Here is a 20800-nt window from a genome sequence, read left to right as displayed (position 1 = left end):
GGGCGTGATCCGCCGGGGAGAACCGGGCCCGCAACCATGCTGAACTGCGGCGAAAGGCTGCTCAAAAGGACGTGCGGAGCCGGCCGGGAAGGCCCCGGCCGGCTCCTCGCGTCAGTCCTGCCAGGTGGCCCAGCCCTTGATCATGCGGTAGGCGATCGACACGCCCGGCGGCAGGCGCAGGCCGTCGACCGCTGCGCCCTCGGACTCCAGGGCCGCCCGAACCGTGTCGCGGTGCACCCAGCGGGCGTCCTCGATCTCCCCGTCCGCCGGGGTAAGCGGCGCCGACGGGTCCGCGATCGCGGCGAAGCCCAGCATCAGCGACCGCGGGAACGGCCACGGCTGGCTGCCGAGGTAGCGGACGTCCGAGACCTCCACTCCGACCTCCTCCGCGATCTCGCGCGAGACGCAGGCCTCCAGCGACTCACCGGCCTCGACGAAACCGGCGAGCACCGAGTACCGCTCCGGCGGCCAGATCGGCTGGCGGGCCAGCAGGACGCGGTCCGCGCCGTCGTGCACCAGGCAGATGACAGCCGGATCGGTGCGCGGGTACTCCTCGCGGTCGCAGCCCGTGCAACGCCGGGCCCACCCCGCGCGGACCCGCGTCGTCGCCGCGCCGCACACCGCGCAGTAGCGGGCGTTGTCATGCCAGCCGAGGAGGCCGACAGCGGTGGTGAACAGCCCGGCGTCGGTGTCGTTGAGCAGACCGCCGCCGGTGCGCAGGTCCCGCCAGTCGTCCTGGGCTCCGTCGTGCTCGCTGCGCAACGCCCAGTAGCTGATCTCGTCCTCGACGCCGAGCAGGACGGCGTTGGGGACCGGGCCTGCACCGAAGTCCGTCGCGGGATGCACCACGAGCCGCGAATCCTGGCCGATCCGGGTGCGCCCCTTGGCGTCCACCAGCACGACCCGTCCGGTCGCCCACAGCTGGGCGCCGCCGTCCGGGGCGTCCCGCAGCGTCTCCCTGCGGTCCACTGTGGACCTGGAGAGCAGGGGCGCGGAATCCAGCTGGAAACCCGCCCCCGCCAACACCTCGGTAGTCATCTGCCCGCCTCACCATCTAACCGAGTCATGGCAGCACCACTCCCCCGAGCAGCCGCAGCTGGTCGGCGAGCTTGTCCGCGTCGCCGACGACCACTCCGGTGAAGGACGTGGGCGCGAACAACCGGGCCGCCTCGGCCACCTGCTCGACGGTGACCGCCCGCAACCGCTCGGGGTGCGCGACCAGCCAATCCTGCGCCAGCCCCGCCGTGGCCAGCGCGGCGAGTGTGGACGCCATCCCGGCCTGCGAAGCGGTGGAGGTGAGCAGGCTGCCGATGGCGTACTGCCGGGCAGACTCCACCTCCGACTCGGTCGGCGGCACCAGCGCCAGCCTCGCCAGCTCGTACCGGGTCTCCAGCAGCGCGGCCGCGGTGACCTCGCTGGCGGTGTCGGCGTCGACGAGGACCGTGCCGTTGCCCCGGGTGAACTCGAACGACGAGTGCGCGCCGTAGGTGTAGCCCTTGTCCTCGCGGATGTTCTCCACCAACCGCGAGGAGAAGTAGCCGCCGAAGACCAGGTTCGCGACCTGCAGCGCCGGGTACTGCGGGTCCGTGCGCGGCAGCGCCTGCGCGGAGAAGCGCAGCTGCGACTGCACCGCGCCGGGCCGGTGCACCAGCCGCACGTCACCACCGTGGACCACGGGCAACGACGGGAGTTCGCGCGCGCTGTCCTCGGACTGCCAGTCCGCCAGGTTGCGCGCGACGGCCGCCACCGCCTGATCCGGGTCGATGTCGCCGACCAGCACCAGCACCGAGCCGCGCGGCAGCACCGACTCGCGGTGCAAGGCCCGGACCTCCTCGGCGGTGACCTCGGCGACGTCCTCGGCCGCCGGCACCTCGCGGACGAACGGGTGGTCGCCGTAGCGGTGTCGCTGCAGCTCCTCGCGGGCGATCACCCGCGGCTGCGATCGCGCGACGGCGATCCGCTCGACCAGCCGGGCGCGCTCCCCCTCGACCTCCTCGTCGCGGTACACCGCGCCGGTCAGCGCGTCGGCGAGCACGTCGAGCAGGGTGTCCAGCCCGGTGGCCAGCGCGTCACCGGTGATGCTGAGCCGCTCCGGGTCGACGACCGAGCTCAGGTCGGCGCCCACCGCGGCCAGGTCGGTGTCCACCTGCACCCGGTTGCGGCGCTCCGTGCCGGTCAGCAGCGTCTCGGCCAGCAGCTCGGCGCGGGCCGGGTGCTTCTGGTCCTCGCCGGCGAACGGGATCCGCAGGCGCAGTTCGACCATCGGGACCACGCCGTGCCGGGCGGCGATCACCCGCAGGCCGTTGTCCAGCACGGTGTCCACGACGGCCGGTGCGCGGCCGGTGCGGGGCTCGCCGAGCGGCGGCAGCGGGCGCGGGCCGAGCTCGGTGCGGCCGATCTCCTCGGCGCTGCGGTGCGTTGCGCGGGTCATGCCGCACCTCCTGTCGCGTTCTCGTCACCTGCGGGTTCGATCTCCAGCACCGCTCGCGCGTCCGACCGCAACGCCTTCGCAGCCGCCGCGACGTCCTCCGTGCGGACCTCGCCGATCCGCTTCGGCAGCTCGGAGATCAGCTCCGCGCGGCCGTGCAGCAACTCGGCGCTGCCCAGGTCGAGGGTCCGGGTGACCACCCGGTCGTGCCCCCGGTACAGGCTGGCGGCCCAGCGCGCCGTGACGCGGGACAGCTCGTCCTCGGTGGGGCCGTCGGCGGCCAGCTTCTCCAGCTCCTCGTCGACCGCTCCGATCACCCGGTCGAGGCCGACCTCCGGCGTGTGGATCGCGGTCACGGTGAAGGTGTCCGGATCGCGGGCGTCCAGCGGGGAGCCCATCAGACCGCAGCCGGCGTGCACGTCCACCACCAGCGAGTCCTGGTAGACCAGGCGCTGCTGCAGGCGGGCGGCGTCGCCGTCGGACAAGATCGCCGCGAGCACCACGTTCGCCAGGTAGGCGTCGAGCTCGCCGACCGGGTCGGGCAGGCGGTAGCCCAGCGCGACGGCGGGCAGCGGCGCGTGCGGGTCGGTGTGCTTGCCGCGCAGCTCGCCCGACGGGAACGGCTCGCCGAACGACGGCCGCGGCGCGACGTCGCGCGCCGGCACGTCGCCGAAGTGCTTGTTGATCAGATCGATGGTGTGCTCGACGTCGAGGTCTCCGCTGACGGTCAGCACCGCGTTGCCCGGCGCGTAGTACGTGTCGAAGAACGCGGCGCAGTCCTCGACGGTCGCCTGTTCCAGGTCGGTGAAGTCGCCGTAGCCGTTGTGGGCGTTGGCGAAGGTCGAGTACAGCACCGGCGGCAGCAAGATCCACGGGAAGCCGCCGTAGGGGCGGTTGAGGACGTTGAGGCGGATCTCCTCCTTGACCACGTCCACCTGGTTGCGCAGGTTCTCCTCGGTGATCTTCGGCGCCCGCATCCGGTCCGCTTCGAGGAACAACGCCCGCTCCAGGGCCGCCGACGGCAGCACCTGGTAGTAGTCGGTGTAGTCCTGGTGCGTCGAACCGTTGAAGGTGCCGCCGGAGCCCTGCACGTGCCGGAAGTGCGCGAGCTTCTCCAAGCTCTCGCTGCCTTGGAACATCAAATGCTCGAAGAGGTGGGCGAAACCGGTGCGCCCTTCCGGTTCCGAGCGGAAGCCCACGTCGTAGTGCACGCTGACACCGACCACAGGGGCCTGGCCCGACGACGCTTGGCCCGCCGCCGAGTCCGGTGCCAACACCACGCGCAGCCCATTGGGCAAAGTAACGCGATGTAGCTGGGGTTCGACCATGCCATGCAGCCTACGTGCGGACTGTCAAGCCGTGGGCGCCCCCTTCGCCACTCTTCGGCGTGTCGTGATCACCCGGCGTAGGTGGCGAAATCCCGGCGCGCAGCATCCAGCAGCGGTCGAGCGGTCCCCGCCTGTTCGGGCGCGGTCAGCGGACCTGGGCGATGAGGGAATCGATCTCGGCGCCGATCGTGCGCGCGTCGGCCGGCAGGATCGCGAAGACCTGCCCGCCGGAGCTGCCGCGCTCGACCCGGTTCAGGTAGCGGCCGTCCGGCTCGTTGTCGAACCAGGACACCACCTGGGAACGCTTCCGGCGGCCGTACTGGTCGCGCGTGCTCGCCGAGATCTGGCCGATGCGCGCGTGCGGCGCCTTCCCGATCGCCTCGTAGAGCGCGACCTGCTGGTCGCCGCTGCTGCCGCGGTTCGGGGTGGCCGACTGCATCATGCTGCTCTGGTCGAAGTCGTCGGGCGGAGCCTGCTGCACCAGCGAGCTCTGCGGGACGCGAACCGGCCCCTGACCGCCCGGCTTGGTGGGCGGCAACGTGGCCAGCAGGACCTGCGGCAGCGGGGCTTTCTCGTGAACCTCGACGGTCAGCATGCCGCCGCGCTGCGGATCCTCGCTCGGCGTCTGCACGCCGAGCACGACCCGGTTGCCTTCGGTGAACACCGCGAGCGCCCGCCAGCAGTGATCGGAGCCGACCTGCGGGAACCACAGCGAGTCGACCCACAAGAACGGGTTGGCCAGCGTCTTGAGCGCGGCGACCAGCGGCGGCGCGACCTCGTCGTTGATCACGACGCCGGCGGCGGCCATCCGGTCCAGCTCACCGATCGCGATCTGGCTGAACTGATCGGCGGTGTAACCGAAAGAACGGCTGCTCAACGGCAGGGTCAAGCCGTCGATCTTCAAGTACTTGAGCACGATGTCCAAGTGCACCGGCTGAAGCTGCCACCGCCCCAACACGCCCACTGTCGTTTCTCCCCTTGTGAATTCGCCCGCTGCAAACGTGACCGACCGGTGGTGCCGAGCCCGGCACCACCGGTCAGCACCGGATCATTCGCCGAGCACCGGCGGGGCGGTCTTCGGCATGTCGTTCATCCAGATGTCGTCCTGCTCCTCGAGCCAGGACGGACGCTCGTGCTCCTGGTCCTCGCTGCCCTGGCCGCGCTGACCGGCACCACCCATGCCGCCCATCGCGCCTCGTCCGGCACCGGCACCTCGAGCACCTGCTCCACCGGCCGCACCCGCGCCGGCACCGGCCCCGGCGCCGAGTCCACCGACACCGGCCCGGCCACCAGCGGCCATGCCACCGGCGCCTGCACCACCGGCACCCATGCCGCCGACCATGCCGACACCGCCCGCGCCGCCGCCGGGGAGACCACCACCGGCGCCACCGCCGGGGAGCCCGGTTCCGCCACCGCCGGGAAGGCCGGGCTGACCGGCCCACTGGCTGCCGGTTCCGGACGGCGTGGTGTAGCCGCCACCGGGGATACCGCTACCGATGCCACCGGAGTCGTATCCACTGCCGATCCCGCCGCCGGGGATGCCACCGCCGGGGATCCCGGTTCCACTGCCGGGGATCTTGCCGGGCCCACCGCCCGGCATCCCGCCGCCGGGCCCACCACCGGGACCACCGCCGCCCGGGCCACCGCCCCAGTCCGTGGGCGGCGGCGGGGGCACCGGCGGAGGCTCCTTGGTGTTGCCGTCGGGGCCCTTGTACTGCGGCATCTTGGCGTCGACCTGGGTGAGCGTGGGGCTGTAGACGCGCGCCATCGTCTCCTGCGCGGCCTTCTCAGCCTCCTCCTGCTCTTCCATCTGGCTGAGCGCGTTGATGCCACCGCCGGCGACCCCGAACGGAATCGAAGCGGAAGCGGCCTCACCCCAGCTGAAGCCCTGGGGCTTCTCGACCATCTTGCTGGCCTGACCGGCGGCCTCACCCGCGGCGTGCAGGTTGTTCCCGGTCATCTCGAAGGCATCGGCACTGGCCTTCATCCAGTCGGAAGCAGGCTTGCCGACCTCACGAGCGTTGCCCGCGGCCTCGCCTTCCCAACCCCCGTCAACGATCTTGGCCAGGTCCGTGGCGTAGTTGTTCCCGCGCTCGCGCAGGCCAGTGGCGAGCTTCTTCCACGCCTCGGCGACCTCACCGACCTTGCCCTGGTCGATCGACTCCTGGTTGGTCTTGTAGATCTGCCCATGGCTGAAGCCAGACCAGTTGAGGCACTGCGTGATCGCCGGCGAGTCGTAGCTGTTGACGTTGAGGCCGGAGTTCTGCTGCGCCAGCTGGCTCTGCTGCTGCTGGGCAACGCGGTTGGCCTCTTCGCCGTGCTTCTTGCGCTCCTCTTCCGCAGCGCTCTCCCAGCCGAAGACCCGGGAACCCGCGTTGTCGAGGGTACTGAGAAGTCCCATCACTCCCCCTGCCTGATCACTTCGGAAGTCTCGACGAGATCTGCTCAGCGACCTTCCGGGACTCGCCGCACGCATCGACGGAGTCCCGATCCTCACCTGTCACAGTGACGGTGATCGTGCCCTGAGCGGCGTCAAGGAACGTCGAGCAGATTCCTTGTCCTTGAGAACCCGTCGTGACACCGGTCGCCGCTTTCCGGCCACTGATCTCGAAGGGCGTGATTTCAGCGAAATTGCCCTGCGCTGTGTACTTGTCGAACGTCGTGTCCGGAACCTTGTAAAGCGTGAGGTCCATCTTCGTACCCTTGTAGTTGCACCCCGGCTCGGACTTCAGGGTGTTGTCCGGCTCGCCCGGACCTGCAACTCCTGCGGCTGAGAGGTCGCCAGGCGTGAAGAAGTTGCAGACATCAAAGCTCTCAAGCCCCGGAGCCGCTGCAGCGGAGGTCGTTGGCTCGCCATCACCCGTTCGACCCGGCGATCCGCCAGAACAAGCGGTAAGGCTGAGAAGCGCGACTCCGGCTGCCGTGACGACAACGGTTCGGGAGAGAGTGCTCACTGAATACCTCGCTGGAAGTCCGCGGAGATCTGCTCGTCGGTTGCACGGTAGTCCTTCGCCGCAGCTCGAAACGCGTCCGCCTGCTTCTGGATCTCATCCATGAGCTGCCGGATCAAAGCGGCCGCACCGGCGCTGCCATCGGCTGCCTTGTCAACGAACCGCTGGGCCAGCTGCTGACCGTCCGGATAGTTCCCAAGGCCCTGCAGACGGGTCATCTGGTCAGTCTGCCGCAGCAACTTCTGCAGCTCGTCCTTCTCCTCGTCGCAGCGCTTGGCAGCTTTTTCGGCCACCTCTGGGTCTAGCGACAGCTTGCCCGCGCCGACCTGCTGGTTGATCCACTGCGTCTGGCCGCTGATCGCCTTCAGCCCTTCTTTGGCTGCGGCGAACCCACTTGCGTCTGCGCTTGTCATCCCAGACCCCTCTGGACTCTGCGATCTCCCCCGGAAACGATGAACACTCTAACCTGACGCAGGGGCGTCCGTAACGGTTCCCGACAAACCTGACGCAGCTCCGGCATCACTCGTTCAACCGCAGGTCACGGGGTTGTCACGATCCGGCACCGAGCGATTGCAGACAGCGATCGCACGAAGCATTCAGGCCGAGCCCGGAACCGCATGCGACTTTCGACCTGTTGATCATTCCGGCAGCCGCGAAGCCGATGGGCCGACGATCTTCTCTGCTTCGCCACACGCATCGACCGAGTCGGCGAGGCGCCCGGAGACCCCATAGATCACGACTCCGCCTCCAGCGTCGACAAGCACGTTGCAACCGCCCGTGCTCCCGCCGCCAGGAACGTTCGCCACGGCGGCAGAACGCCCGCCGATCGTCTTCTTGTCGTGCCGCTCCCAGTTTCCGCCCTTTTCAAAGGACGTCACGGTCTGGTCCACGTTCTTCTGGAAAGTGAGCGACATCTGCTGGCCCGGCCAACGACACCCCGGCTCGAAGCTCACCGGCGAGAACTCCTTGCCTTGCGTCAGCAGGCCCCACGAACTCAGCTCCGCAGCGCAGCACACCGGAAGCCGGCGAGGCTTGACCGTCGCGCGGGTCGTGGCCGCCGGCGAGCGGGCGTGGTGTGCCGAGTACGTCGGTCGGCACAGGTTACGCGAGTGAGTTAGCGCTTGACGGTTTCGTTCAGCTTCTCCACCAGTACCGGGAAGTTTTGCCGGAAGTTCTGGAGGTTGGGGGTTTCGTTCGGGGTTCCGTACCAGTAGAGGCTCTGGGTTCCGTCTGCTCCCGGGTTCAGTTCCGCGAACTCCGCTAGCCAGCGGTCCGTTTCTTCCAGGACCACCGCGTACGGCAGCGATCGGGAGAACACCGTCTCGCGGTCCTGCTCCGGCAGGGACTCCGCCGCGGCCTCGTGCAGGTAGCCGCGCAGGCCTCTCACCTGCACCACGAGCGCGCTGCCTCGTCGCGTTCGCGCCGGCATCAGGCGTGCGCTGAACATCATCGCGATGCCGCCGATCAGCACGGCGATCCCCAGCAGTGCTGCTGAGGTCGTCAGCGCCAGTACCGCCGTCAGCGCCGCTCCGCCGATGATCACGCCGAGGCCCGTCCACCAGAAGCGGTTCCGGTCGGCGTCCGGGCGTCGCGCGAACCACTCCTTCTCCACGACCTCCGCGTACAGCGCCGCGCGGACCTCGCTCGCGTCGAGGTCTCGCAATTGGGACAGCCGCACCTCTTGCGCCTGCCCCACGAGGAGGTCGTAGACCGCTCGCTCGAACGGCCGCAGCGAGTCGTCGGCCGGGTTCAGCCGGACGATTCGCCAGTCCTGGCCGGGGAGTTCCTCGATCCACAGGTAGTTGCGGACCGCCAGGTCGATGATCGTCGCCGTCACGTCGACCGGGTCCACCCGCTCGTCGATGACCGTGCCGATCTGGCCCGGCAGCACGCCGTCCGGGGACGCGAACGCGACCGCACCTTGGGAATCGGTCATCAGCACCTCGACCTGGCCCACGTCCGCCGCGAACGCGTGCACGTCCCGGCCGCGGGCGAACCAGACGAGACCGAGGCCGCCGATCAGCAGCAGGCCGATCGCGGCCAGGCCGGCCGCCGTCGCCGGCGTCAGCGAGAACGCCCGCGCCAGGCTGAAGTACTGCTCGGTCACGGCGTTCGCCGGCACCGTGCCCGCCGGGACCTTGAACGTGAGGTCCATCCGGTCACCGGGCTGCAGGCCGTAGGTCACCGCGTGCATCGACTGGGTGTGGGTGATCTCGAACTGGGCGCAGCGGTTCGCGCTGCCCAACGGGCCCGCCAAGCACATGATCTCCTGCGGCACCTTCGGCGACAGCAGCGACACCTCGACGCGGTCCACCGGCACGTTCCAGCCACCGGACACCTGCCAGCGGACGTCCTGCCGGTCACCGGCGTCGGCCACGGCACCGCGAACCGAGTACGTCAGCGTCGAAACCCCGGGCTGCAGCGTCAGATGCAGCTTGTCGGCCTCGGCCTGGATCGCGCCGCCACCGTCGACTAATGCGTCGGAGACCGTGAAGACCCGGTCCGCCCCAGGCCCCGCGGACTGCCGCAGCGGCATCGTGCGCTCGACTTGTTGACCTGCGGGAACGTTGATCCGCTCGGTGACCGAGACCAGGCCGTCGCGCTGCAGCTTGAGATTCACGCTGCTGGAAACCGTGCCGGGCAGCGCATCCACCGGTTGCTCCTGCGCCGCCGCCGTGCTCGGTGCGCCCAACAGCAGTCCGGTCAGGGCGACCACCAGCCCCCGTTTGGTCAACACGGCCCGAACGATAGTCGCCCGTGGCTAAGCTCTGGTCCGCAACGGTGCGATTGATGGTGAGGAAGTCGGGGGGAAATGACTGCTCGGTGGCGGCCAGCCGAACCTGGACCAACAGTCCACATTCGACACTCCGCGAGGAAGACCGCATGACGCAGCCGCCCCCGCCACCACGCGGCCCGCAGCCACCCCGCCAGCCCTGGCCACCGCAGGGCCCGCGCGGCGGGCAACAGCGTCCGGCTCCCCGGCCGCCACAAGGTCCGAGTCCCCAACCGCCACATGGTCGGGGTCCCCGGCCGCCACAAGGCCCGGTCCCCCGGCCGCAGCCGCCGCAACGCCGTCCCCCGCTACCTCCGCCCGGCACGCAACCCCTGCGCCCGCAGCAGGGAGTGCCGATCTTCGACCAGCCGACCCGCCGGATCGCACCACCGCCGGCCGCGCGCCCGTTGCCGCCGCAGACGACCGTGCGGTTGGCACCGCAACGCCCGCCGCAGCCGGTGCCGCACATGCGGCCGCCGCAGCGCAAGAGCAACACCGGTGTCATCGTCGCGCTGGTGCTGGTCGGCGTGGCCCTGCTCGGCGTCGGCACCGTCGGCGCGATGGCCGCCTCGATCACCTCGAGCCGGGCTTCGGACTACAGCAGCACCAGCAGCCGCTCGACGGCGACGAATTCCAGCGAGACCGAGACCTCCACCGGCACGACGACCAGCAGCAGCGAGGAATCCGAGACGTCCACGTCGACCAGCGGCAACGACGACGAGGTCAAACCGGTCTCGGCGCTGGGCGACCACCCGCTCAACATCCCGGGCAACGGCGCGATGAACACCTCGTGCAACCTGCCCCGCTTCAGCACGGACGTCACCTCGCAGGACCGCTTCTACCAGGCCGCGCTGCCCTGCCTGATGGAGGCGTGGGCCCCGGCGCTGGAGAACGCCGACCTGCCGGTCCGGACGCCCACCGTGATCACCACCGGGGACAACATCGAAACGCCCTGCGGGACGCGGCGGTGGAACCAGACCGCGATGTACTGCCCCGGCAACCACACGATCTACATGACCGCGCGCTACTACGCCCAGGTCGAGCAGCGCACCAACGCCGGCGTGTACCTCGGCCAGTTCGCGCACGAGTTCGGCCACGCGCTGCAGGGCATGACCGGGATCAACAGCGCCTACGGCGACGCGTCCTACGACGCGGGCGGCAGCTCCACGTCGGCCGGGCTGGAACTGACCCGGCGCTCCGAGCTGCAGGCGACCTGCTTCGAGGGCATGACGCTGGCGGCGTTGCAGAACGGCGGTGTCAGCAACGACTTCATCTTCCCCGCGCTGGAGGACTCCTCCGATCGCGGCGACGAGCACACCAACGTGCGCGACCACGGCAGCACGTCGACCAACGCCGCTTGGGTGGAGCAGGGGTTCCGGAAGAACCGGATCACGGAGTGCAACACCTGGCTGGCGGCGGCCTCCGACGTCGACTGACGGGGCTCAGTACCGGCGGAGCATCAGCCCGTAGCCGCCGCCGGCGACCGCGGCGAGGGTCAGCAGGATCCAGTTGGCGCGCTGCACCTGGCCTTTCAGCTCGGAGTCGGTCGATCGCGCCGGGCGGACCACGAAGTCCTCGCCCGGGTCGGCGGGCACCTGCACCGGCAGCTGCTGGCCGGGGGCGTGGCCGCAGCCGTCGAACGGCGCTCGCCGCACCACGCCGTCGATCCGGACCTCGACTAGGTCTCGCGCCGACGCGGCGCCGCACGGGCGCGACTCGATGACCGTCGCCGTCGCCGACCGCACCGCCTGCCCGGCCTCCGTCACCAACGGCCACAGCGTCACCGCCGCCACCGCGACCCCGAGCGTTCCGAGGACAAGCAGGATCGGCGCCACCGACGCCGAACCTCGTTGCCTTCCCACGACACCGATATTGGCAGAAAGCCGCACGGTGCCGACCGTCACTCGGGGCAATCGCGGGATCACGCCCGGTTCGCCGGGTTCGGTGCCGCGTCGGGCCCGGCGATTTCGCGCGAAATCGCCGGGTCGCTAGGCGTCCGCGGGTGTCACCTTCTTGACGTAGAGCAGCCGGTCACCGGCCTCGATCGCGTCGGCTTCCGGGGCGTCCACCCGGTAGAGCTGTCCGTCGCGCACCACGCCGAGCACGATGTCCGGGAGGTGCCGCGGCGAGCCGCCGACCTCCTGCGGTTCGACCTCCCGCTCGGCGATCGCCAGGCCCACGTCCGGCGTCAGCAGGTCCTCGAACATCTCCACCACCGACGGCGTCGAGGTCGCCATGCCCAGCAGGCGGCCCGCCGTCTCGCTGGAAACCACCACCGAGTCCGCGCCGGACTGGCGCAGCAGGTGCACGTTCTCGGCCTCCCGCACCGCCGCGACTATCTGCGCCTTCGGCGCGAGCTCCCGCGCGGTCAGGGTGACCAGCACGGCCGTGTCGTCGCGGGCCGGGGCGACCACGATGGCCCGCGCCCGCGGCACGCCCGCCACGCGCAGCACGTCCGAGCGGGTGCCCGAGCCGTTGACGGTGACCAGGCCTTGCGCGGACGCGGTTTCCAGCGATCGCTGGTCGGTGTCGACGACCACGATGCGCCCGGGCTCCGCGCCGTCGCCGAGCAGTGCGGTGACCGCCGAACGGCCCTTGGTTCCGTATCCGATGACGACCACGTGGTCGCGCACCCTGGACCTCCAGCGTTGGATCTTGAAAGCCTGCCGAGAGCGCTCGGTGAGCACTTCCAGTGTGGTACCGACCAGCACGATCAGGAACAGCACCCGCAGCGGCGTGATGACCAGCACGTTCACCAGCCTGGCCTGCGAGGTGACCGGGGTGATGTCGCCGTAGCCGGTGGTGGACAGCGACACCGTCGCGTAGTAGACGGCGTCCAGCAGGTCCAGCTCGCCGCCCGCGGAATCCCGGTAGCCGTCCCGGCCGAAGTACACGATGAGCACCGTGGCGGTCAGCGCGAGCATCGCGCCGATGATCCGGCGGATGATGGAGCGGACCGGGCTGATCGTGCTGCCCGGCATCCGGATCACGCCCACCAGCGCGTGGTCGGGCCGGCTGGTCAGCTCCTCCTCGTCGGTGCGGCCACCGATGAAGGGGTGCGCCAGCCGCTTGGGACTGCGCCGCGTCATGACCCGTGCCCTCCGGCTCCTGCCACGCGACTCGGAAGCGCGTTCTCACCACTCACGGCGCAGAACAGTAACCCTTGACCGCACGCCGGGTGCGATCCGGCACCGGCAGTTCGGCGACGAGTTCTCCTGCAGGCCGGAAGACCTGGTCTGGACTTCACGGTGCCGCGGCTTACCATGCAGCGGTGCAGCAGCTTCAGCACGCGGCGCGCGCCCTGGGATGGGACGGCCAGCTGATCACGGACGTCGAGGTCCTCGGTGCGCGGTTCGCCGCCGTGGCGCGGATCAGGCGCGACGTCCACGAGTGGCGCAGTCTTCACGGCTGGGGGCCGGAGCTCAACCCGGCCTGGTTCCGGTCCTGGTCCGAGCCCTGCACGCACGACCAGGTGCCGGTGGCCGCGGTCGATCTACTCGGGCTGCTGGTGCCGGTGTCCCGCGCCCGCCATGCGCTGCGGGCGTGCGGGACGTTGCTGACGTTGGCGCCGTGCGCAGTCGTGCTGCCCCAGGGCTCCAAGTACAAGCCGTTGCGGATGCTGGAGCTGGACTACTACGGCGTGGGCGTGGTCAACGCCGGTTTCGAGGGCCCGGCCGAGCTGGTGGTCACGCCGGAGGACCGGACCGCGGAGTTCGGTTCGTCGATGTTCGGCCGTTGGCTGCTGGAGGTCCTCTACTCGCGGCTCCTCGAACTCCCCCAGCTCACCGAGAACGCCTGAGCGCAGACGTCAGGCAAGCGGCGGTAGCCGCTTTCTCCTCTCACCATGCCAACGGCGCCGCCGCGGGCTCTCAGACGCCTCCTCCGCACGGGGACTCCGCTAGCCCCTAAGGCGCCAGCCCGGATCGGGTGAAGCCGGCGTTTTCGCGCGAAAACGGCGCTCCGCACGCGTGGCGGGCGCCGGTTTCGCGCGAAAACGGCACCGGAACCACTCCTACGTGGCGGCCCTCGGCCAAATGCCGCGAACCTACGCCAGGACGTATTCGTGCCAGTTGAGCTGCTGCGGGTTCCAGCGCATGCCGCGGCCTTCCTTCAGGGCGCGCAGGGCCTGCATCGTGTGCGGCCAGCGGCGGATCACGTTCGCCAGCGCGACCGGCGTCATCAAGTCGGCCGAGCGCCGGTGGTCGCCCGGGCCCAGCAGCGCGATGCCACCGGGTGTGGAGATGATGTCGGTCAGCGGCGCCTGGCCGGACAGGGCGGCCTGCTCGACGCTGAGGATGCTGTGCGGCTGCAGTTCGCTCGGCCAGCTGTTGCGGTCGATGTCGGCGGCGACCGGCTGGTCGCAGCTGCCGCACTCGCACTTGAACTCGCTGGCCCAGCCGTGCTGCTTCCACGACCACACCGCAGCACCACCGGTGTCCAAATCGGACAGTGCGGCGACGTGCGGCCAGGCCCCGACGACGGCGCTGAGCATCGTCTTCTTCGACGGCCGCGGGTTGCGGCCCGGGCCGTCGAAGGACCAGGTGCCTTCGTCGTTCCGGTGCACCCGCACCAGCGGGGCGCGCATCGCCAGGACGTCGGCGTCGACGTTCACTTCGGATTCCGGTGGCGTGTTGAGCTTCCAGTCCGTGTTCATCGCGGGCATAGTCATCCGCCGCGAACCGCGATCTCAAGCTCCGCCACCCGAACGTGTACTGATCCGGGCGCCGGGCGCGACCCCGGTGACGCCGACATCTCCGCAGGTCAGTGCACGTGAGCATTTTGGGCTGCTATAGCGACACAAAGTGCGCACGGGCCCTGACCAGGCCGAACGGTCACTGCGCCGAGGGCACCGAGGTGATGAGGTTCCGGAGGCCGTTGGCGTCGAGGAGGTCGGCGGGGCGGAGCGTGTAGTCGTGGCGGACGTAGTGGAACGCCGCGCGGACCTTCGACAGCGGCGTGCCGGAGAGCTCCGCCCAGGCCAGCCGGTACGCCGCGAGCTGCACCGACAGCGCCGGGATCTGGTCGCCGCCCGGCACCGCGCCGGTCTTCCAGTCCAGCACCGTCCAGCCGCCGTCGGCGTCGGCGAACACCGCGTCCATCCGGCCGCGCAGCACCACGCCCTCGACCTGGGTCTCGAAGGGCACCTCGACGCGGTGCGGCGTGCGGTCGGCCCAGGAGCCGGCCAGGAACGCCTGCTGCAGGTCGGCGAGCTCCTCGTGCACCGGCGCGGATTCGTCGGCGGCGCCGGGCAGTTCGTCGAAGTCCAGCAGCGCGGTCGAGGTGAACCGGTGCTCCAGCCAGGCGTGGAACGCGGTGCCCCGGCGGGTCATCGGGTTCGGCGGGAACGGCAGCGGGCGGCGCAGCCGCCGGGCTAGGGTGTCGGAATCCTTGGCGAGTTCGACGAGTTGGCTCACCGACAGGTGGTCCGGCAGCCGCACCTGCTCCCGCCGCTGTGCGGCCGCGGCGCGCTCGGCCAGCAGCACGTCGACGTCCCGCGCCCAGCCGTCCTCGTCGTCCTCCGGCTCTGAATCATCCGCAGTGGACATCGCGGCCCGCACGAGCTCCGCGCCTTCGGCCACCGCGACGCGGCGCGGCCCCAGCGGATCGACCGGCCACTCCGCGCAGCGCACGGCGTCGGCGAGCGGGTTCGTCGCGCCCTCATCGGGTTCCGGCGTCCACAGGTCGACGACCCCGGCCCCGGCCTCGCCCAGCACCTCGGCCAGCTGCCGCAGGAAGTCCGACGGCCCCTTCGGCCGGTCGCCGTTCTCGCCCCACCAGTGCCCGGACAGCAGCAACGTCCGCTCCGAACGCGTCACCGCGACGTAGAGCAGCCGCCGCTCCTCGGCGAGCCGGCGCTCCTCGAACTCCTCGTCGTGGATGCCGAGCGCCTCGGTGACCTCCTTGCGGTCCAGCCCGAACAGCCGCTCGACGTCCAGCCGGGGCAGGTCCTGGGCATCGCCGCGGAGTTCGGCGGGCAGTTCGGTGGCCGACCGCAGCCACGACGAGGACTTCCGCTTGCCGGGGAAGACGTCGTTTACCAGGTGCGGCACGGCGACGACCTGCCACTCCAGGCCCTTGGCGGCGTGCACGGTGAGCACCTGGACCCGGTCCTCGGCGACTTCGACCTCGCCGGGTTCCAGGCCGTCCTCGGCTCGTTCGGCCGCTTCCAGGTAGTCCAGCAGCGCGTGCAGCGTGGCCGACGGGCTAGCGGTCGCGAAATCGGTGACGGCGTCGGCGAACGCGTCGAGGTGGATGCGGCCCGCGCCGACGGGTCGCGCCATGCTCTCGATGTCCAGCAACAGCGTCCGCTCGACGTCGGCGACGAGCTCCGGCAACGGCTGGTCCAGGCGGCGCCGCAACGCGGCGAGTTCGCCGCCCAGGCGCCGGATGCGCCGGTAGCCGTCGCCGGAGTAGGGCTTCGCGGCACCGGGATCGTCGAGCGCGTCGACGAGGCCGGCCTGCTCGGCGTTCTCACCCGGCAACGCCGCGGTGACCACAGCGGACGGGTCGGAGGATTCGGGCTCCCCGAACGCCTGCGTCCCGAGCTCCCTCGCGCGGTCCCACAGCGCTGCGATATCGGCCGCTCCCAGGCGCCAGCGCGAGCCGGTGAGCAGCCGCATCGCGGCCGTCCCGGCGAGCGGGTCGACCAGCAGCCGCAGGGCGCTCACGAGGTCGCGGACCTCGGGCTCGTCGAGCAGCCCGCCGAGCCCGACGACCTCGACCGGCAGGCCGCGTTCCCGCAGCGCCGCCGCGATGTCGGACATGTCGGCGCGGCGTCTCACCAGCACCGCAGCGGTCGGCGGCCGGCCCGTTTCGTCCAGCGCCGCCTGCCACTGCGCGGTGACCTGGTCGGCGACCCAGTCGCGTTCGGCCCGCACGTGTTCGCTCAGCGCCAACCGGATGTCGCCGGGATCGGCGCCGTCCCTGGCGCGCAGTTCGTCGACTTCCAGCCCGGTCTTGCGCAGCGGTTCCGAGACCGCGTTGGCGACGTGCAGGACCTCTGCCGGGTTGCGGAAGCTCGTCAGCAGCCCGTACCGGTGCGCCGGGGCCTTGCGGCCGTCGTCGATGCGCGGGAAGTCGGTGGTGAAGCGCGGGAGGTTCGCCGCGCTCGCGCCGCGCCAGCCGTAGATGGCCTGCGCCGGGTCGCCGACGGCCGTGACCGGCAACGGGCGGTCACGGCCGAACAGCGAGCGCAGCAGCACCCGTTGTGCGTGGCCGGTGTCCTGGTACTCGTCCAGCAGGACGGCGCCGTAGCGGGCGCGTTCCCCGTCGACGACTTCGGGATGCTCGGCGGCGAGCAGTGCGGCCAGCGACATCTGGTCGGCGAAGTCCATCGCGCCTTCGCGCCGCTTGCGCTGCGCGTACTCCTCGACCAGCGGCAGCATCGCCACCCGCAAGCGTTGCGCGGCAACGACTTTCACCAGGTCCTGCGGCAGGTTCGCGCGCTGGCCCTTGGCGCGCGGCGCGTTCTCCACCGCGTGGCAGACCTTCTCGGCGTGCGCCCGCAGGTCGTCCGGGCGCACCAGGTGCTCGGCGAGCTCACCGGCCAGCGAAAGCAGGTAGCCGGTGACCGTGGACGGGACCTTGTCGGTGTCGATGTCCTCGGTCCAGGTCGCGACCACGCTGTGCGCGAGCTGCCAGGACGCGGTCTCGGTCAGCAGCCGCGCGCCCGGCTCGACCGGCACCCGCAGGCCGTGCTCGCCGACGAGCCGCCCCGCGTAGGCGTGGTAGGTCAGCACCGTGGGCTCTTCGGTGAGCACCGTGGAGCGCAGCTGCCCGCCCGGATCGACCTCGTCGAGCAGTCCCGATCCGGCGAGCCGGCGCAGCCGGGCGCGCACCCGGTCGGCGAGCTGCCGCGCGGCCTTGCGGGTGAACGTCAGGCCGAGGACGCGTTCCGGCGTAACCAGCCGGTTGGCGACCAGCCACACCACGCGGGCGGCCATCGTCTCGGTCTTCCCCGCGCCCGCACCCGCCACGACCAGTGCCGGTTCGGCGGGCGCAGCGATCACCGCGGCCTGCTCCGGGGTCGGCGGGTGCAACCCGAGCGCCTGCGCGATCCGATGTGGACTGATGGCCGCGGGCCCCGGCTGGTTCGCGGGTGGCCGGCCGTTCATGCGCGGCCCCCGTAGAAGCAGTACCCGATCACTGCGCGACCTGTCTTCCGGCCGGGTGGACGGGACAGCAGGTGCGCGCCGGGCACCGCGCGCAGTCGGAGTTCTCGCTGGCCACGTAGGCCGGCCCCAGGCTGGACGCGGCGGCGTTGTGCACCACGTCGAGCCACACCTCGATCCGCTCGGCGTCCAGGGCCGGCTGGGCGCGTTCGGTGGCCGCGCCCTTCCGGTCGGCCTTCGCGACGTACAGCAGCCGCGCCCCGCCGGGCCCGTCGTTGTCCCCGAACGCGCCCAGCGCGGCGGCCAGCTGGTACACCGCCAGCTGCGGGTGTTCCTCGGCATCGCCCTTGCTGACCGGCGTCTTCCCGGTCTTGACGTCGACCACCACGGGGCGGCCGCCGGCATCGACCTCCAGCCGGTCCACGCGGCCGCGCAACCGCAGCCACGGCCCGCTCTCCCGGCCCGGGACCGTCACGTCCAGGTCCTTCTCCACGCCGATCTGGGTGAGCTCGGCCCGCGATTCCACCAGCCACGTCACGAACGCGTCGAGCATCTTCTCCACGCGCGTGCGCTCCTTGCGAGAGAACCACGGTGCGCCGGCGTCCACGGATTCCCAGGCGTCGTCCAGGGCTTTGTGCAGCTGCGCGGTGTCCGCGCCGTCCGCCGCGGCCTGCACGAGCGCGTGCACGAGGGTGCCGGTGACGGCGGCGAGCTCGGCGGTGTCCTGGCCGCCGTGCCGCTCGACCAGCCAGCGCAGCGGGCACTTGGCCAGGATCTCCACAGTGGACGGTGACACCTTGACCGGATCGTCGCCGGTCACCAGCGGCTCCGCGGTGGAGCTCTCCGGCAGCCCGTACCAGGCGTCCGGGCTGGCGCCCGGCACCCCGGCGTTGGCCAGCCGCGCGAGCTGCGCCGCCGCCCGCTGCCGCCGCGCCGGCTCCGCTTCCGCGTCGCACACCACCCGGCGCAGCTCGCCGACGAGGTCGCCGAGCGCCAAGCCGCGCTCCGGGCGGGCGATCGGTCGCTCCACCGCGTCCGGGTCGCTGACCACGCCCTCCAGCTCGTCGAGGAACCGCGACGGCTGCTCGTCTTCGCCGCGCACGGCGCTGACCAGCAGGTTCCGCCGCGCCCGGCTCGCCGCCACCAGCAGCAGCCGCCGTTCCTCGGCCAGCAGCGGGGCTGTCGCCGACACCCGCTCGGCGTCCACTCCGGACAGCACGTCGACCAGCCGCTCCACGCCGAGCAGCGAGCCGCGCAGCCGCAGGTCGGGCCAAATCCCTTCCTGCACACCGGGAATCGCCACGACCTCCCACTCCCGGCCGCTCGCGGCGTGCGCGGTCAGCACCGACACCGCGTTGTCCCGGGGCGCGGTCGGCGCCAGCGAGCTGCCCGCGATCTGCTGGCTGGTCAGGTAATCCGCGAAACCGGCGACGTCCGCGCCCGGCAGCCGGTCGACGAACTGGGCGGCAGCGTCGAACAACGACACCACGGCGTCGAGGTCGCGATCGGCCTGCGCGCCGGCCGCGCCGTGCCGCTCGGCCTGCGCCACCCACCGCTTCTCCAGGCCGCTGGCCTTCCACACTCGCCACAACGTGTCCTCGACGGTGTGCCCGGCGGCGACGGAGTCGGCCGCGGTGCGCAGCAGTCCCGCGAGGCGGCGGGCCGGTGCCGCGGCGGAGTCTTCGAGCGCGGCGAGCCGGTCGTCGTCCTGCAGCACCTCCACCAGCAGCTCACCGCTGGCCCGGCTACCTCCGGCGGCGAGCTCCAGGCGGCGGAGCCCGCGACGCAGCCGCCGCAGCGCGAGCGGGTCGGCGCCGCCGAGCGGCGAGGCGAGCAGCTCAGCGGCAGCGTCCGGGTCGAGCGCCTGGGGGCGCGCAGCGCAGCGCAGCAGCGTCAGCAGCGGGCGGACCGCGGTGCGCTGCGCCAGCGGCAGGTCGTCGATCGGCAGCGCGATCGGCACGCCGGCCGCCAGCAAGGCGCGGCGCAGCACCGGGAGCGACAGGCCGGTCGAGCGGACCACGACGGCCATGTCCGACCAGGCGATCTCGTCGAGCAGGTGCGCCCGGCGGAGCTGGTCGGCCACCCACGCGGCCTCCTGGGCCTCCGTGGCCAGCAACCGCACCTGGACCGAACCGCTGCGACCGTTCTCGGGCTCCACGAGTTCGCGCTGCGGGCCCGCGCCGGGCAGCCGCGCGGCCAGCCGCTGCACGGCCTCCCGGACGGCCTTGGACATCCGGTGGTCGACGGTGAGCACCTCGGTGTTCGTGCCGTCCGGGTCGGCGTCCAGCAGGCAGCGCGGATCGGCGCCCCGGAAGGAGTACACCGCCTGGTCCGGGTCTCCGGCCAGCACGAACTCGACGGCCGTGTCGCCGAGCCGCCGGGTCAGCCAGTACTGCTGCGGGTCGAGGTGCTGCGCGTCGTCGACGAGGACGTAGCGCACGCGGTCCTGCTCGGCCGCCAGCAGCCCGGGATCGGTGTCGAACGCCAGCAGCGCCGAGCCGACCAGCTCCGCGGCGTCCAGCGCGGGAGCCTGCGCGCCGCCCGCTCCGCGCAGCAGCGTGACCTGCTCGTACTGCCGGGCGAACCGGCCGGCGGCGATCCACTCGGGACGGTTGTGCCGCCGGCCGAGGTTCACCAGCCGCTCGGGGCCCACGCCGCGCTCGGCGGCCCGCAGCAGCAGATCGCGCAGTTCCTCGGCGAACCCGGGAACGGTCAGCGCCGGGCGCAGCGTCTCGGGCCAGTCCCGGGCGCCGCCCTCGACGTCCCCGGCCAGCAGGTCGCGCACCAGCGCGTCCTGGTCCGGGCCGTTGAGCAGCTGCGGGGGCGGTAGCTGCTCGCGCACGGCCTGCAGCCGCAGCACCGCGAATGCGTACGAGTGGACGGTCCGCACCAGCGGTTCGGGCGCGGTCCGCAGGTCGTCCGTGGAACCGGTTAGCAGCCGGGTGATCTCGGTGCGCATCCAGGCCGCCGCGCGCCGGCTGCCGGTCAGCACCAGGACGTTCTCCGGCGACACCCCGCGGTCGCGGATGCGCTCGGCGGCGAGCTGCGCGATCAGCGTGCTCTTGCCGGTCCCGGGCCCGCCCAGGATCCGCAGGAGGCCGTCGCGGTGCGCCAGCGCCCGCTGCCCGGCGGTGTCCCAGACCGTCCGCCGCCGAGCGGGTTCGGCTCGGCGCACGAGTACGGGCGCGGTCGGGGATGGCACGCATCGA

16 protein-coding genes are annotated in these 20800 nt (G+C 71.6%); 2 read left to right on the top strand and 14 right to left on the bottom strand.

Annotated features, from left to right (window positions below):
* Positions 1 to 111: 111 nt before the first annotated feature.
* The 9 genes from nudC to AC07EQ_RS15445 form a co-directional block, all read right to left on the bottom strand.
* Positions 112 to 1038 (bottom strand): NAD(+) diphosphatase, encoded by a 927-nt coding sequence (nudC, locus tag AC07EQ_RS15485; RefSeq protein ID WP_478388598.1) that lies wholly within the window; start codon positions 1036 to 1038, stop codon positions 112 to 114.
* A 25-nt stretch (positions 1039 to 1063) separates the two neighbouring features.
* Complete coding sequence (locus AC07EQ_RS15480; RefSeq protein WP_478388597.1) at positions 1064 to 2431, bottom strand: M16 family metallopeptidase; 1368 nt, start codon at positions 2429 to 2431, stop codon at positions 1064 to 1066.
* A complete protein-coding gene (locus tag AC07EQ_RS15475) occupies positions 2428 to 3756 on the bottom strand; it encodes a M16 family metallopeptidase (protein WP_478388596.1) in 1329 nt (442 codons plus the stop codon). The genes AC07EQ_RS15480 and AC07EQ_RS15475 overlap by 4 nt, the downstream gene beginning before the upstream one ends.
* Before the next feature lie 145 nt (positions 3757 to 3901).
* Entirely contained in the window at positions 3902 to 4687 is a 786-nt protein-coding gene (locus AC07EQ_RS15470; RefSeq protein ID WP_478388595.1) for an ESX secretion-associated protein EspG, read from the bottom strand.
* Between the two features lie 117 nt (positions 4688 to 4804).
* Positions 4805 to 6157 (bottom strand): PPE domain-containing protein, encoded by a 1353-nt coding sequence (locus AC07EQ_RS15465; protein WP_478388594.1) that lies wholly within the window; start codon positions 6155 to 6157, stop codon positions 4805 to 4807.
* 16 nt (positions 6158 to 6173) lie between these two features.
* Complete coding sequence (locus AC07EQ_RS15460; protein ID WP_478388593.1) at positions 6174 to 6710, bottom strand: DUF3558 family protein; 537 nt, start codon at positions 6708 to 6710, stop codon at positions 6174 to 6176.
* Positions 6707 to 7120 (bottom strand): hypothetical protein, encoded by a 414-nt coding sequence (locus tag AC07EQ_RS15455; RefSeq protein WP_478388592.1) that lies wholly within the window; start codon positions 7118 to 7120, stop codon positions 6707 to 6709. The genes AC07EQ_RS15460 and AC07EQ_RS15455 overlap by 4 nt, the downstream gene beginning before the upstream one ends.
* Positions 7121 to 7345: 225 nt before the next feature.
* Entirely contained in the window at positions 7346 to 7723 is a 378-nt protein-coding gene (locus tag AC07EQ_RS15450) for a DUF3558 family protein (RefSeq protein WP_478388591.1), read from the bottom strand.
* A gap of 98 nt (positions 7724 to 7821) precedes the next feature.
* Positions 7822 to 9444, bottom strand: a complete 1623-nt coding sequence (locus AC07EQ_RS15445) for a DUF2207 domain-containing protein (RefSeq protein ID WP_478388590.1) — start codon at positions 9442 to 9444, stop codon at positions 7822 to 7824.
* A 386-nt stretch (positions 9445 to 9830) separates the two neighbouring features.
* On the opposite strand from AC07EQ_RS15445, the gene AC07EQ_RS15440 reads away from it, so the two are divergent.
* Positions 9831 to 10916 carry a neutral zinc metallopeptidase gene (locus tag AC07EQ_RS15440; protein ID WP_478388589.1) on the top strand — a complete coding sequence of 362 codons (1086 nt, stop codon included), beginning with the start codon at positions 9831 to 9833 and terminating at the stop codon, positions 10914 to 10916.
* A 6-nt stretch (positions 10917 to 10922) separates the two neighbouring features.
* On the opposite strand, the gene AC07EQ_RS15435 is transcribed toward AC07EQ_RS15440, so the two are convergent.
* Positions 10923 to 11342: a hypothetical protein gene (locus AC07EQ_RS15435; RefSeq protein ID WP_478388588.1), complete on the bottom strand. Its 420-nt coding sequence runs from the start codon at positions 11340 to 11342 to the stop codon at positions 10923 to 10925.
* 126 nt (positions 11343 to 11468) lie between these two features.
* On the bottom strand, positions 11469 to 12461 hold the full coding sequence (locus AC07EQ_RS15430; protein ID WP_478388726.1) for a potassium channel family protein: 993 nt from the start codon (positions 12459 to 12461) through the stop codon (positions 11469 to 11471).
* A gap of 290 nt (positions 12462 to 12751) precedes the next feature.
* On the opposite strand from AC07EQ_RS15430, the gene AC07EQ_RS15425 reads away from it, so the two are divergent.
* Positions 12752 to 13279: a hypothetical protein gene (locus AC07EQ_RS15425; protein WP_478388587.1), complete on the top strand. Its 528-nt coding sequence runs from the start codon at positions 12752 to 12754 to the stop codon at positions 13277 to 13279.
* 246 nt (positions 13280 to 13525) lie between these two features.
* Here the strand turns inward: AC07EQ_RS15425 and AC07EQ_RS15420 are convergent, their stop codons facing one another.
* The 3 genes from AC07EQ_RS15420 to AC07EQ_RS15410 all read right to left on the bottom strand — a co-directional run bounded on the left by AC07EQ_RS15420 (position 13526) and on the right by AC07EQ_RS15410 (position 20793).
* A complete protein-coding gene (locus tag AC07EQ_RS15420) occupies positions 13526 to 14134 on the bottom strand; it encodes a hypothetical protein (protein ID WP_235883438.1) in 609 nt (202 codons plus the stop codon).
* A 178-nt stretch (positions 14135 to 14312) separates the two neighbouring features.
* The gene (locus tag AC07EQ_RS15415) at positions 14313 to 17594 is read right to left on the bottom strand and encodes an ATP-dependent helicase (RefSeq protein WP_478388586.1); all 3282 of its coding nucleotides are present in this window, start codon (positions 17592 to 17594) and stop codon (positions 14313 to 14315) included.
* A gap of 28 nt (positions 17595 to 17622) precedes the next feature.
* The gene (locus AC07EQ_RS15410; protein ID WP_478388585.1) at positions 17623 to 20793 is read right to left on the bottom strand and encodes an ATP-dependent helicase; all 3171 of its coding nucleotides are present in this window, start codon (positions 20791 to 20793) and stop codon (positions 17623 to 17625) included.
* Between the last annotated feature and the right edge of the window lie 7 nt (positions 20794 to 20800).

It is taken from the genome of Saccharopolyspora sp. NPDC045839 (assembly GCF_056431645.1).
The sequence above is the reverse complement of the archived record's forward strand: the minus strand, read 5'-3'. Positions and strand labels throughout refer to the sequence as shown.